Here is a 12,948-nt window from a genome sequence, read left to right as displayed (position 1 = left end):
ATCTGGTGTCCTGCGCTGCTCCCTTTTTTTGTGCCAACCAGAGGTCAACCATGAAGAAATCCCCCCTCCTGACACTTGTTATGTCGCTGGCGCTGCTGGTCAGCGCCCCCTCGTTTGCCGCGGCGAAAAAAGAGTTCAACATCTGCTGGACCATCTATGCGGGCTGGATGCCCTGGGGCGCCATCAGCAATGAGAAGATCATTGATAAATGGGCCAGCAAATATGGCATCAAAATTCACATCACCCAGCTGAACGACTATATCGAGTCGATCAACCAGTACACGGCGGGCCAGTTCGACGGCTGCACCATGACCAATATGGATGCCCTGACCATTCCGGCCGCCGGGGGCGTTGACTCTACGGCGCTGATCACCGGCAGCTATTCCGACGGCAACGACGGCATCGTCCTGAAAGGAACCGGAAAGAAACTCAGCGATCTGAAAGGGATGTCGGTCTATCTGCCTGCGCTGTCGGTTTCTCACTATCTTCTGGTCCGGGGGCTGGAGACGGCCGGGTTGCAGGAGAAGGATGTCAAAGTGGTGAACACCTCGGATGCCGATATCGTCCCGGCCTTTGGCACCAGCGGCGTTAAGGCGGCCGTCGCGTGGAATCCGCAGCTGTCGGTAATTAAAAAGACGCCGCAGACCACCGAAGTGTTCAGCTCCTCCGCCGTACCGGGTGAACTGATTGACATGATGGTAGTGAATACCGACACCCTGAAAGAGAACCCGGCACTGGGCAAGGCGCTGACCGGGGCCTGGTTTGAGATGATGGGGAAGATGCAGGCCGGGGATACACAGGCGCTGAGCGCGATGGCCGCCGATTCCGGTACCGATCTCGCCGGTTATCAGGCGCAGCTGAAAACGACCCACCTGTTCCCGACGCCCGCCGAAACCACCACCTTTGTCAGCTCGCCCGACCTGCCGAAAACCATGCAGCGCGTTGCCGCGTTCTCCTTTGATAAGGGCTTGCTGGGAGAGGGCGCGCAGAGTGCGGACTTCATCGGGATGCAGTTCCCTGGCAATGTCACCGTCGGTGATCCCGCCAACATCAAACTGCGCTTTGACGATAGCTATCTGAAGATGGCCGCCGCAGGCAAGCTCTAATTACTGACTCCGGGAGTTCAAGCCATGCGCCATATCAACCGCTATCCCCGCCAGGGAATGCGCCTGATGCTGATGCTATTACCCTTTGTGCTGCTGGCCGCCGCCTGGTTTATCAGTTCGGCGGTGCGCCTGGAGGCGAATCCGCATGACAAGCTGCTGCCGGGCCTGTCGCAGATGATCGCGGCCATCGATCGGATGGCCTTTACGCCGGACAAGCGCAGCGGGGAATTTCTGCTGTGGGCAGACACCTGGATCAGCCTGAGCCGCCTGCTGACCGGGCTGGCGATCTCATCGCTGATCGGCCTGTGCATCGGCATCGCGGCGGGTGTCTTCCCGATGAGCCGCGCGGCGCTGTCGCCCTTTATGACCGTGGTATCGATGATCCCGCCGCTGGCGCTGCTGCCGATGCTGTTTATCGTCTTCGGGCTGGATGAGCTGTCAAAAGTGATGCTTATCGTGATCGGTATTACGCCGATGCTGGCGCGCGATCTGGAACAGCGGGCGCGGGAGATCCCCGCCGAGCTGTTCATCAAGGCGCAGACCCTGGGGGCCAACAGCTGGACGGTGGTACTGCGCGTGGTGTTGCCGCAGCTGCTGTCACGGCTGATCACCTCGCTGCGGCTGCTGCTCGGGTCGGCGTGGCTCTTTCTGATCTCCGCCGAGGCGATCTCCGCCACGGCCGGTCTGGGCTATCGCATTTTCCTTGTGCGCCGCTATATGGCGATGGACGTCATCATCCCCTATGTCATCTGGATCACGCTGCTGGCGTGGCTGATGGATCTGGCGCTGCGTCAGCTGCACAAGGCCTGTTTCCCCTGGGCGGAAGGAGGCCGGGAATGAGTTTCATCGATATCAAAAACATCTGGCAGGAGTATGGCGACCATGTGGTGCTGGAGCGCATCAACCTGCAGGTGAAAGAGGGCGAGTTCTGTTCGCTGGTGGGCGCGTCGGGCTGTGGGAAATCGACGTTTTTGCGGCTGCTGCTTGGCCAGGAGAAGCCCACGCGGGGCGCGATCACGCTGGACGGCGCGCAGCTGTCCGCCGAACCCGATCGCAGCCGTGGCGTGGTATTTCAGCGCTATTCAGTGTTTCCGCACCTGAACGTGCTGGATAACGTCGCTGTCGGCCTTGAACTGCCCGCCTCGCCGTTTCTGGGACGGCTGATCGGTGCCCGGAAACGCCAGGCCCGTGAGCAGGCAAAAGCGATGCTGGAGAAGGTCGGGCTGGGCCATGCGCTCGACAAATATCCGGCGCAGCTCTCAGGCGGTATGCAGCAGCGACTGGCGATCGCTCAGGCGTTTGTGATGCAGCCGCGCGTGCTGCTGCTGGATGAGCCGTTTGGCGCGCTGGACCCCGGCATTCGCAAAGATATGCACGCGCTGCTGCTTCAGCTCTGGAGCGAAACCCGCATGACGGTGTTTATGGTCACCCACGACCTGGCCGAGGGCTTTAATCTCGGCACCCGGCTGCTGGTCTTTGACAAGGTCCGCCTCGATCCTCAGGCCCCGAATGCGTGGGGCGCGCGGATCACTTACGACATCCCGCTCAACGAGACCCGGCTCTCTCAGCTGGCGACCGGCACGCAAAACAACCTCTATCCGATTAAGGAGATCGCCCGATGACCACACTGTTTCATTCCGCCCCGGCCCTGCGCGAAGAGCGGCTGCCGGGTGGCGCCCATACCTCACTGATTCTGCGCAAAGGGCAGATTCTGCGCCTGACCGATATCGACGGCGGCGCTAACGTCAGCATGATGATGCTCAATCCTCACGAAAAAAGTGAGCGCCTGAACCTGCCCGACACCCTGAAAGGGCAGCACACCGCGCGGCTGACGCGCGGACACTGTTTCTACTCTGATATGGGCCGCGTGATGGCGGCGATCGTCGCCGATAGCTGCGGCTGGCACGATCCCTTTGGCGGCGTACTCAACGCGGCTGAGACGCAGGAGAAGTATGGCACAGGGCGCTATCAGGAGCTGCGCAACGGCTTCTACCGCAACGGTGTGGATAATCTGCTGGTTGAGATGGGCAAATGGGATCTGGGCCTGGCGGATCTGCTGATGGTGGTGAACTTCTTCAGCCGGGTCACGGTGGATAACGCAGGCCGGTTTACATTCACCCCGGATAACAGCCGTGCGGGCGACTACGTGGAGCTTTACGCGCCGATGGATGTGCTGCTGATCCTCACCGCGCTGCCGCATCCGCAGGATCCGGTAACGGAATACAACCCGCGCCCGGTCCAGCTGAGCTGGTATCAGGCCGACGACAGTCAGGCCGTGACGGACGCCATGCTTACGCGCGATGAGAACCAGCGCGCATTTCAGAACACCCGCTTTTTTGCCCTGTAAGGAGGCTGCCATGACCCTCATTCACTCTGAACGTTCTCCCGAAGAGGCGTGCTATCGCCATCAGATCCCGGCGGGCGAGCCGTGGCTGTTTGAAGTCAGAAAAGGCCAGACGCTGCGCCTGCTCGACCTCGAAGGCAATCAGGCGATCGATACCCTGTTTTATAACGCCGACAACCCACGGGAGCGATACGATCCGCAGCGTACGCTGCGCCGTCAGGGCAATGTCTATCTGACCACCGGCAGCGTGCTCTTTTCAAACCTGGGAAATCCGCTGCTGACTATCGTCGCCGACACCTGCGGTCGTCACGACACCCTGGGCGGCGCCTGCTCGCAGGAGAGCAACACGGTGCGCTACGCCCAGGATAAACGCTACATGCACAGCTGCCGCGATAACTTTCTCTGCGCCTGTCTGCACGATGGTCGCCTGCACAAGCGCGATATCGGCGCCAATATCAATTTCTTCATGAATGTGCCGGTCACGCCCGAAGGGGGGCTGACCTTTGCCGATGGCCTGTCCGCGCCCGGCAAATATGTGGAGCTGGTGGCGGAGTGCAACGTGATGGTGCTGATCTCCAACTGTCCGCAGCTGAATAACCCCTGTAACGGCTGGAACCCGACGCCCGCCGAAGTGCTGGTCTGGAACTGAGCCGCGCCATCCGCTGAACATGCCGCCCGCGCGTTTCCTGCGCGCCGGTCAGCCCCGGGGACGACCCCAGGGAATATCGATTGTGGCGGGACGACCCGCCTCCCTGAGAGTTCGCTTATGTTTGATACCTTACTGATTGCTAACCGCGGCGCGATCGCCTGCCGCATTCTGCGCACGCTGCGTACTATGCAGGTAAAAGGCGTGGCCGTTTACGCCGAGGCCGATCTGAGCAGCTTACACGTGCGTGAAGCGGACAGGGCGATCAGCCTTGGCGACGGACCCGCAACGGACACCTATCTGGTGAGCGAAAAAATCATCGCTGCCGCCCGGCAAAGCGGGGCAACGGCCATCCATCCCGGCTACGGCTTTCTGTCAGAGAATGCGGCCTTTGCGGAAGCGTGCGAGGCGGCGGGGCTGGTTTTTGTCGGCCCCACGCCGTCGCAGCTGCGAACCTTCGGCCTGAAACATACCGCCCGTGCGCTGGCGAAAGCCCAGGGAGTGCCGCTGCTGGAAGGCAGCGAACTGCTGGCGGACATCGACGAGGCCTGTCGCGCAGCAGAAGAGGTCGGCTATCCGGTCATGCTGAAAAGTACCGCGGGCGGCGGCGGCATCGGGATGCGCGTCTGTCGTGATGCCCGGGCGCTGGCCGAGGCGTTTGAAACGGTGCGCCGTCTGGGCCAGAACAACTTCAGCGACGCCGGGGTATTCCTGGAAAAATATATTGAGCGCGCCCGCCATCTGGAAGTGCAGATCTTCGGTGACGGCGCGGGGGAGGTGATCGCGCTGGGGGTGCGTGACTGCTCGGTGCAGCGGCGGAACCAGAAAGTCATCGAAGAGACCCCGGCGCCGAACCTGCCAGCCGGTATGGCGGAGGCGCTCTGCCAGGCCGCCATCGCGCTGGGCAAAGCAGTGAACTACCGCAGCGCCGGGACCGTCGAGTTTGTCTATGACAGTGCCGCGCAGCAGTTCTATTTTCTGGAGGTCAACACCCGGCTGCAGGTTGAACATGGCGTCACAGAGCAGGTGTGGGGCGTGGACCTGGTGCAGTGGATGATTGCGCTGGCCGCAGGCGATCTCCCTCCGCTCCGCACGCTGGCCGCCACGCTGACGCCGCAGGGCCATGCGGTGCAGGCGCGCCTCTATGCGGAAGATCCGGGGCGGCAGTTCCAGCCGTCGCCGGGGCTGCTGACCGACGTTTTCTTCCCGGAGAGCGGGGATAAGACGCTGCGTATCGACCGCTGGGTGGAAGCGGGGTGTGAGGTGCCGCCCTTCTTCGACCCGATGCTGGCAAAAGCGATCGCCTGGCGGCCCTCCCGCGTAGAGGCTATTGCCACCCTGACAGAGGCACTGGCGGAAATCCGTCTCTATGGCGTCGAAACCAACCGCCGCTATCTGCAGCAGATCCTGGCTTTTGAACCCTTTACCTCCGGCGAGCCCTGGACGCGCTGCCTGGAGCAGCTCCGCTATCAGGCGGCGACCTTTGAGGTCATCAGTGCGGGCACGCAGACCAGCGTTCAGGACTATCCGGGCCGTCTGGGTTACTGGGCGGTCGGTGTGCCGCCGTCAGGCCCGATGGACGATCGCGCCCTGCGGGCGGGCAACCGCCTGCTGGGCAATGGTGAAGGGGATGCGGCGCTGGAAATCACCCTTAACGGGCCTGCCCTGAAATTTAACACAGCGGTCGAGGCGGTAATCTGCGGTGCGCCGCTCAGCGTCACGCTGGACGGGATCGCACAGCCGATGGACACCGTTTTCACCATCCCGGCCGGGGCGACCCTGAAGCTGGGCGCGATCACCGGCGCGGGCGTGCGAAGCTACCTCTGCCTGAGCGGCGGTATTCAGGTGCCGGACTATCTGGGCAGCAAAAGTACCTTCACGCTCGGTCAGTTTGGCGGGCACGCCGGACGGGCGCTGCGCAGTGGTGATGTACTGCATCTGGCCCCCCGCGCCACGCGCGCGACCGGGGCAGAACTGCCTCCTGCGCTGCGCACCCGTCCTGGCGCACTGCGGACGCTGCGCGTGATCTATGGCCCGCACGGTGCGCCAGAGTTCTTTGCGCCAGACTATATCGAGACCTTCTTCGCCACGGAATGGGAGGTTCACTTCAACTCCAGCCGCACCGGTGTACGTCTGATTGGCCCCAAGCCGATCTGGACCCGCGACAGCGGCGGGGAGGCTGGCCTGCACCCCTCGAACATTCATGACAACCCCTACGCCATCGGCGCGGTCGATTTCACTGGTGACATGCCGGTGATCCTGGGCCCGGACGGGCCGAGCCTCGGCGGGTTCGTCTGTCCGGTGACGGTCATTGAGGCGGATCTGTGGCAGATGGGCCAGCTCAAAGCGGGCGATAAAGTGCAGTTTGTGGCGGTGGAGATTCCCGTCGCCCGTCAGCTGGCCGTTGCCCGTCACCGCGAACTGACCACGCTGCAGCCGCAGGAGATTCACTGGCAGCCTGCGCCGCTGACGTCACCGGTGGTGATGAGCTGTGGCGAAGCGGACAAACGTCTGGTCGCCCGTCTTTCCGGTGACACCCATCTGTTGCTGGAGGCAGGTGAGCCGGAGCTGGATCTGGTGCTGCGTTTCCGAATTCATGCGCTGATGCAGGCGCTGGAGGCGCAATCCCGTGACGGCATTATCGATATCACACCCGGCATCCGCTCGCTGCAGATCCACTTCCGGCCGGAGACCCTGGCACCAGAAAGGCTGCTGACCTGGGTGCGCGGAGAGTGGGAGACGGTCTGTCTGAGTGATGATCTTCAGGTTCCCTCGCGCGTCGTGCATCTGCCGCTCTCCTGGGATGATCCAGCCTGTCAGCAGGCGGTGGAGAAATATATGACTACCGTGCGCCGGGACGCGCCCTGGTGCCCGGATAATCTGGAATTTATCCGTCGTATCAACGATCTGCCGGATAAACAGGCGGTCTGGAACACCGTTTTTGATGCCAGCTATCTGGTAATGGGGCTGGGTGATGTCTATCTGGGCGCGCCCGTTGCCACGCCGCTGGACCCCCGTCATCGGCTGGTTACCACCAAATATAATCCGGCCAGGACCTGGACGGCGGAGAACTCGGTGGGCATCGGCGGCGCCTATCTGTGCGTGTATGGCATGGAGGGGCCGGGTGGCTATCAGTTTGTGGGACGGACGCTGCAGATGTGGAACCGCTATCATCAGGTCGCTGACTTCGATAGCAAACCCTGGCTGCTGCGCTTTTTCGACCAGATCCGGTTTTATCCGGTTTCGGCCAGTGAGCTGCTGCAGATCCGCCGCGATTTTCCGCTCGGCCGCTATCCGCTGCGTATCGAACACTGCACGCTGCGGCTGGCGGAATATCAGGCTTTCCTCGCCCGTGAAGCAGAGAGTATTGATGCCTTCCGCCAGCATCAGCAGAGCGCGTTTAACGCGGAGCGCGACCGCTGGATTGCCAGCGGACAGGCCCATTTCGACAGTCAGGAAGCGGTCGCTGAAGAAGGCGGTGAGATGCCGTTGCAGCCGGGCGAGCAGGGGATCGAAAGCCCGATCTCCGGCAACCTCTGGCAGGTGCAGGCAACGGCAGGCAGCCGGGTGCGTGCGGGTGACACCCTGGTGGTGCTGGAATCGATGAAGATGGAGATCCCGCTCATTGCGCCGTGTAACGGCATCGTTCAGCAGGTGAGCGTTCAGCCGGGCGGCGCGGTGCGGGCAGGGCAAAGGGTGGCCGTGATCGTTGAGGATAACGCGTAACGTAGCGTGACAGGGTCACGCTCTGATCCTGCGTCCGTCAATCAATCAGGGCGGGCGCAGATTGTCACGATACCCCTTCTCCGGCCAGGCCGACAAGCCAGTCGATCATCGCCGCACTGCCTGGCAACTCCCGCGTGCGTGGCGGCCAGGCGAGGTAATAGGGCTTACTTAACGGCAGGCTGAGTGCGTCTGCCACCACAAGTTCGCCGCGCGCCAGCTGCGGCGCGGTCAGGCGGCGCTGTCCGAGCAGCAGCCCGGCCCCTGCGACGGCGGCGTCAATCGCCAGCGAGGTGAGGTTAAAGCTGTACCCCGGCTGGGGCAGCGGCTCGTCCATGCCTCTGGCCTGAAACCAGCTGCGCCAGTCCGGCAGAAAACGCCCCTCCTGTCCCCAGTCCAGATGGATCAGCGGCGCACGGCTGAAGATCTCTGTCGCCGTAAAGCGTTGCAGCAGCGCAGGGCTGGCGACCGGCAGCACCTCATCATGGAACAGCCACTGTTTTTCAAGCTGCGGATAGCGGTCTTCGCCAAAACAGAGGACAAAATCCGCAGGCATCGCCTGAAAATCGACCTGCGCGTGCGTACCGTGCAGCGCCAGATCGACATCCGGACACCGTTCGCGCCAGCTCGCCAGCCGGGGCATAATCCAGTCTGACGCCAGCGACGGCAGGGCATAGATTGTCAGTTTCGGCGCACGAACCGCATCGCGAATATTCTGCTGGCCAAGATGCAGAATATCAAAGGCTTCGGTGACGTAGCGCAGATACTCTTTTCCGGTCTCGGTCAGCACCACACCACTCTGTGTGCGCAGAAACAGAGCACTGCCAAGTTGCTCCTCCAGCTGGCGGATCTGCTGGCTGACCGCCGCCGGGGTCAGGGCCAGCTGGGCAGCCGCTTTTGCCAGGCTGCCCAGTTCGGCCGCGACTTTGAAGGCGTGTATCACGCTGATTTTTGGCAACCTGGCTATTCTGGCTGGCATTAACGCTTCCTTATGAGGGCATTAAGTTTTTATCGTTACATAGCTTCGCGGATGAAAGATAGAGTAACACTACACCTGCTGCTGATGAGAAATGATGCTATGAGTGATGCCCTGGTTCGTCTCGATATCCATCCGCTGGCCGATGATGGCTGGCGTCAACGCTGTCGTGAAGCGTTAAACCACTCTGGCGCACTGGTTCTGCGTCAGTTTTTACAGCCTCAGGCGCTGGCGGTGATTATCGAAGAGGGCAACGCTCAGCGTCATCTGGCTTATCACACCCGCAGCAGACATAACGTGTATCTGATGAAGCCGGATGCGGCGTTCAGCGACGCACATCCGCGAAACCGGGAGGTGGTCAGCACCAAAGGCTGCATCACCGATGATGTGATTGCGGCCAGCTCACCGCTGCGCCAGCTTTACAATGATGCGCTGTTCAAACGCTTCCTGTGCGACGTGCTGGGTGAGGAAACGCTCTATCCCTACGCCGATCCGCTCTCGTCAATTAATCTGCACTATGCCTCTGACGGCCAGGAGCTGGGCTGGCACTTTGACAACTCCTCGTTCGCTATCACCTTACTGGTACAGAAGCCGCTGGCAGGCGGGGTGTTTCAGTATGTCAACGATCTGCGCGACGCCGATGCGGGCGGGATGAACTTCTCAGGTGTCGAGGCGGTGCTGGATGCGCGGCAGGCGGTGAATTCGCTGGCGATCGATGCCGGCGATCTGGTGCTGTTTCGGGGCCGTAACGCCCTGCATCGCGTCACGCCGACAGAGGGCGAGGTGACGCGAATGCTGGCCGTGCTGGCTTACAACACACAGCCCGGTATCGCGCTGTCGGAAACCGCACGGATGACCTTCTACGGCAGACTCTGAGCCCGCCGCACGTTCGCCGGGCTGATGCGCCGCTGACCGCGGTCAGCGCGCACGTGTTACTCCCGTGGCGGCGCGCCGGGGATTGCGCGTCGGAGGAAATCGACAAAGGCCCGGACCCTGGCGGAGAGATGCCGGTTCTGCGGGTAGAGTATTGAGAACTGCCGCGAGCGCCCGCTATAGTTCTGCAGGACTTCGGTCAGGGCGTTTCTATAGAGGGCAGATTCGGCGATGAAGTGATAAAACTGGAACAGCCCGCCTCCCGCCACCGCCCAGCTGACCGCGCCCAGAACATCGTCAGAGACGCTGTAGGGACTTCTGACGTTAATATCGACAGGCTGCCCGTTTTCATCGCGGAATTCCCACGGCATCGGTTTGCCCGAGCTGGGCAGAATAAACCTGATGCAGTCATGCTGATCCAGATCGTCGAGCGTGACGGGTTGGCCCCGGCGACGCAGATAATCCGGCGAGGCAAAAATCCCCAGCGTCGCGTCCTCCAGTTTGTGCGCAATCAGGCTGGAATCCTTTGGTGTCCCCAGACGGATAGCGAGATCGAACCCTTCGTCCACGAAATCGATGACCCGGTTGGCAATACTGATATCGAGTTCGATCTGCGGATGCTCTGCCTGAAAGCGCGGGAGCAGGGGAAGGAGACGATGATGCGCGTAAGGCGTGCCGACGCTGACCCGCAGTCGCCCGCTGGGGATCTTCTGCGTGCCGGTAATGACCCGTTCGGCTTCTGCAATCTGTTCCAGCGCCTGCTGACACTGCCTGTAGTAGATCTCACCTTCATTTGTCAGCCTGATGTTTCTTGTCGTTCTGGCAAAAAGCCGCACGCCTAACCGGGCTTCGAGACGGCTGATCGATCGACTGACCGACGCGGGCGTCAGGCCCAGCAGCTCTGCGGCAGCGGTAAAACTGTGCAGCTCGGCCGCTCTGCAGAAGAGTTCGATACTGCCCAGCTGAACGGGATCGAAGCTTCTCATTTGTTCACCTGTGTAACAAGTCAATTGCCTGAAGGGCACTTTATCATCTTTAACCGATTCAATAGAGTGACTTCAACGGTGACCCTTACCGGATCACCCCATATATCGCAGACCCGGAATGAAAGGATAAAATGCAAAAGATTTTCAAAACGCTGGCGCTTATGCTACTGGTGACCAGTGCAACCGCCTTTGCGGCCAGCAAGGGCGAAGTACTGGTTTTGCTCTCAGGTAAAACAGAATTACCGCTGCAGAATAATAAGACGTTCCCCTCCGGCTATTATCTGAATGAATTTGGCGTGCCTGCCGATGCGCTGATCCGGGCAGGCTATCATTTAACGGTCGTCACCCCGGAGGGCACTCAGCCGCGTGCCGACAAGCGTTCACGCGATGCGCTGTACTTTGGCGGCGATGTAAACGAGATGCACCGGATTGAGGGCGTGGTCAGTGCGCTGACGCAGGCCGCTCAGGTGAAATCGCTGAAAACTGTTCTGGCTGCCGGACTGGATAACTATGACGCGCTCTTTATTCCCGGCGGTCATGCGCCGCTGATTGACCTGTCGAATAATCCGGAGGTCGGCAGACTGCTTCGTGATTTCCATCGGAAAGGGAAGCCGACCGCAGCCATCTGTCACGGCCCGATCACTCTCCTTGCCGCTCAGGATGATCCGCAGGGCTATGAGCAGGGGTTAGTGGCAGACAGAGACGTCAGCGCAGATCACTGGATCTACCGCGGCTATAAGATGACCATCTTTGCCGACGAGGAAGAGAAAATCTTCGAGGCCTCTTTAAAAGGCGAAAAGCTTCGCTATTACCCGGCCAGAGCGATGAGGCAGGCGGGCGGAAACATGAACTTTGCTGCCGCCTGGCAGCCGCATGTGGTGGTGGATCGTGAACTGATCACCGGGCAGAACCCGTTCTCAGACCATCTGCTCGCCTCAGCATTGCTGAAGGCGCTTGCAGCACGATAAAGGGGTTTTCGGTTGTCTCCGCACGGTAACCGGGATGGGCTATAAACAGTATCAGAGACCGCCGGCGGCAACGCGAAGAGGCGTTGCCGCCGGAATGGTCAGCAGGGCGGCTCCGTCCTCTGTCACCGGGGGCCTGGCCGCCTGCTTACCAAAACCTCTCTCTTTCTCTGACCAGAATCAAAGGAAACATAAATGTATAAGACAGACGCGTGGACCTGGCATCGCAATCCATCGCCCCTTCAGCTGAGCAAAGAAGAAAAATCATTATCACCGGGTGACGATGACGTGTTAGTCGAAAATCGTGCCGTCGGCCTTAATCCCGTCGACTGGAAACTGATGGAAGGGCTGTCTCCTGCCTGGCAGGCGGGCCAGATCCCGGGTGTCGATGGGATGGGGATTATTGTCGCGACCGGTAAGAATGTTGCGCATCTCCGTAAGGGCAGCCGGGTGATGTACCATACCGATCTTCGCCATCACGGCAGTTTTGCACGCCATACCCTGGTTAAGGCGAATGCCGTCATTGCCGTGCCGGATAACATCAGCGATGCCACCGCCGCCTCGCTTCCCTGTCCAGGGCTGACTGCCTGGCAGGCCATTAAAAAACTGCCCGATATTGCCGGGCAGACCGTACTGGTAAACGGTGCAGGGGGCTATGTGGGGAATCTGATTACGCAGCTTCTGATTAACCACGCCGCCCATGTTTATGTCACCGCCAGCGAGCGTCATCATAAAAAACTCTCTGCACGGGGCGTGATTCAGGCTTTTGACTACAAAGCGTCAGGCTGGAAAGAGGATTTCCGTCGTATGCTGGGCGAAAAAGCAGTGCACGCGGTGTTTGATACGGTAAACCAGCAGAGCGCGATCTCCCTCGCCGGAATACTGGGTTACTATGGTCATCTCGTCTGTGTTCAGGACAGAATCGAAACCGCGCCGCTGCCGGCGTTCACCACCAGTATTTCGTTACATGAGATCGCACTCGCATCCATTCATGCCTACGGAACAGCGCAGGATTTGAGTCAGCTCCGTCTGGCCGGTGAAACGCTGCTGAAGCAGGTCGGCAATGGTGAGTTACAGCTCGCAGCGCCAGAAACGGTGACCTTTGATGACATTCCGGCGGCGCTGGAGAAACTCAAGCGCAACAACGATGGCACCAAATATGTGGCGCTGATTGCACCGCAGTAAGGGGCTGACGCGCGTGTAGTTCAGTTAACGTTCCGCGCCCGTCATGGCGGCGGGCGCGGAAAAGTCATGGATTCATAACGGAGGGTGTCACTGAGAGCCTCGACTATGAATGCGCACAATCTATCTTATGTTAAATTAAAGCGC

11 protein-coding genes are annotated in these 12,948 nt (G+C 60.6%); 9 read left to right on the top strand and 2 right to left on the bottom strand.

From position 1 onward, the window contains the following. Positions 1-50: 50 nt before the first annotated feature. The 6 genes from ACR6AS_RS16315 to uca all read left to right on the top strand — a co-directional run bounded on the left by ACR6AS_RS16315 (position 51) and on the right by uca (position 7,822). Complete coding sequence (locus tag ACR6AS_RS16315; protein WP_111138420.1) at positions 51-1,106, top strand: putative urea ABC transporter substrate-binding protein; 1,056 nt, start codon at positions 51-53, stop codon at positions 1,104-1,106. A 24-nt stretch (positions 1,107-1,130) separates the two neighbouring features. Then, positions 1,131-1,946 carry an ABC transporter permease gene (locus tag ACR6AS_RS16310; protein WP_434163045.1) on the top strand — a complete coding sequence of 272 codons (816 nt, stop codon included), beginning with the start codon at positions 1,131-1,133 and terminating at the stop codon, positions 1,944-1,946. Further along, positions 1,943-2,728: an ABC transporter ATP-binding protein gene (locus ACR6AS_RS16305; RefSeq protein ID WP_111138422.1), complete on the top strand. Its 786-nt coding sequence runs from the start codon at positions 1,943-1,945 to the stop codon at positions 2,726-2,728. The genes ACR6AS_RS16310 and ACR6AS_RS16305 overlap by 4 nt, the downstream gene beginning before the upstream one ends. Next, entirely contained in the window at positions 2,725-3,453 is a 729-nt protein-coding gene (locus tag ACR6AS_RS16300; RefSeq protein WP_111138423.1) for an urea amidolyase associated protein UAAP1, read from the top strand. Before ACR6AS_RS16305 ends, ACR6AS_RS16300 begins: the two co-directional genes overlap by 4 nt. A gap of 10 nt (positions 3,454-3,463) precedes the next feature. Continuing rightward, complete coding sequence (locus ACR6AS_RS16295) at positions 3,464-4,099, top strand: urea amidolyase associated protein UAAP2 (protein ID WP_111138424.1); 636 nt, start codon at positions 3,464-3,466, stop codon at positions 4,097-4,099. A gap of 117 nt (positions 4,100-4,216) precedes the next feature. Next, entirely contained in the window at positions 4,217-7,822 is a 3,606-nt protein-coding gene (gene uca / locus ACR6AS_RS16290; protein ID WP_418798697.1) for an urea carboxylase, read from the top strand. 64 nt (positions 7,823-7,886) lie between these two features. Here uca and ACR6AS_RS16285 read toward each other — a convergent pair whose 3' ends face one another. Then, positions 7,887-8,798 (bottom strand): LysR substrate-binding domain-containing protein, encoded by a 912-nt coding sequence (locus tag ACR6AS_RS16285; protein ID WP_434163041.1) that lies wholly within the window; start codon positions 8,796-8,798, stop codon positions 7,887-7,889. Between the two features lie 99 nt (positions 8,799-8,897). Between ACR6AS_RS16285 and ACR6AS_RS16280 the strand changes: the two genes are divergently transcribed. Beyond that, complete coding sequence (locus ACR6AS_RS16280) at positions 8,898-9,671, top strand: HalD/BesD family halogenase (protein ID WP_434163038.1); 774 nt, start codon at positions 8,898-8,900, stop codon at positions 9,669-9,671. A gap of 56 nt (positions 9,672-9,727) precedes the next feature. Here the strand turns inward: ACR6AS_RS16280 and ACR6AS_RS16275 are convergent, their stop codons facing one another. Then, positions 9,728-10,654 carry a LysR family transcriptional regulator gene (locus ACR6AS_RS16275; protein ID WP_418798705.1) on the bottom strand — a complete coding sequence of 309 codons (927 nt, stop codon included), beginning with the start codon at positions 10,652-10,654 and terminating at the stop codon, positions 9,728-9,730. 131 nt (positions 10,655-10,785) lie between these two features. On the opposite strand from ACR6AS_RS16275, the gene ACR6AS_RS16270 reads away from it, so the two are divergent. Both ACR6AS_RS16270 and ACR6AS_RS16265 read left to right on the top strand, forming a co-directional pair. After that, on the top strand, positions 10,786-11,622 hold the full coding sequence (locus tag ACR6AS_RS16270) for a type 1 glutamine amidotransferase domain-containing protein (protein WP_111138429.1): 837 nt from the start codon (positions 10,786-10,788) through the stop codon (positions 11,620-11,622). A gap of 192 nt (positions 11,623-11,814) precedes the next feature. Beyond that, entirely contained in the window at positions 11,815-12,804 is a 990-nt protein-coding gene (locus ACR6AS_RS16265; protein ID WP_418803723.1) for a zinc-binding dehydrogenase, read from the top strand. Positions 12,805-12,948: the final 144 nt, after the last annotated feature.

The sequence above is a fragment of the Pantoea phosphatilytica genome (assembly GCF_051025615.1).
In the GTDB taxonomy this organism is placed as follows: Bacteria; Pseudomonadota; Gammaproteobacteria; order Enterobacterales; family Enterobacteriaceae; genus Pantoea.
This window is presented reverse-complemented; position numbering and strand designations above follow the sequence as displayed.

Bases quoted from the DNA above. Each gene is read 5' to 3' on its own strand.
- ACR6AS_RS16295 (WP_111138424.1), top strand. From the start codon at position 3,464: ATGACCCTCATTCACTCTGAACGTTCTCCCGAAGAGGCGTGCTATCGC.
- ACR6AS_RS16265 (WP_418803723.1), top strand. From the start codon at position 11,815: ATGTATAAGACAGACGCGTGGACCTGGCATCGCAATCCATCGCCCCTT.
- ACR6AS_RS16315 (WP_111138420.1), top strand. From the start codon at position 51: ATGAAGAAATCCCCCCTCCTGACACTTGTTATGTCGCTGGCGCTGCTG.
- ACR6AS_RS16305 (WP_111138422.1), top strand. From the start codon at position 1,943: ATGAGTTTCATCGATATCAAAAACATCTGGCAGGAGTATGGCGACCAT.
- ACR6AS_RS16270 (WP_111138429.1), top strand. From the start codon at position 10,786: ATGCAAAAGATTTTCAAAACGCTGGCGCTTATGCTACTGGTGACCAGT.
- uca (WP_418798697.1), top strand. From the start codon at position 4,217: ATGTTTGATACCTTACTGATTGCTAACCGCGGCGCGATCGCCTGCCGC.
- ACR6AS_RS16275 (WP_418798705.1), bottom strand. From the start codon at position 10,654: ATGAGAAGCTTCGATCCCGTTCAGCTGGGCAGTATCGAACTCTTCTGC.
- ACR6AS_RS16300 (WP_111138423.1), top strand. From the start codon at position 2,725: ATGACCACACTGTTTCATTCCGCCCCGGCCCTGCGCGAAGAGCGGCTG.
- ACR6AS_RS16285 (WP_434163041.1), bottom strand. From the start codon at position 8,798: ATGCCAGCCAGAATAGCCAGGTTGCCAAAAATCAGCGTGATACACGCC.
- ACR6AS_RS16280 (WP_434163038.1), top strand. From the start codon at position 8,898: ATGAGTGATGCCCTGGTTCGTCTCGATATCCATCCGCTGGCCGATGAT.
- ACR6AS_RS16310 (WP_434163045.1), top strand. From the start codon at position 1,131: ATGCGCCATATCAACCGCTATCCCCGCCAGGGAATGCGCCTGATGCTG.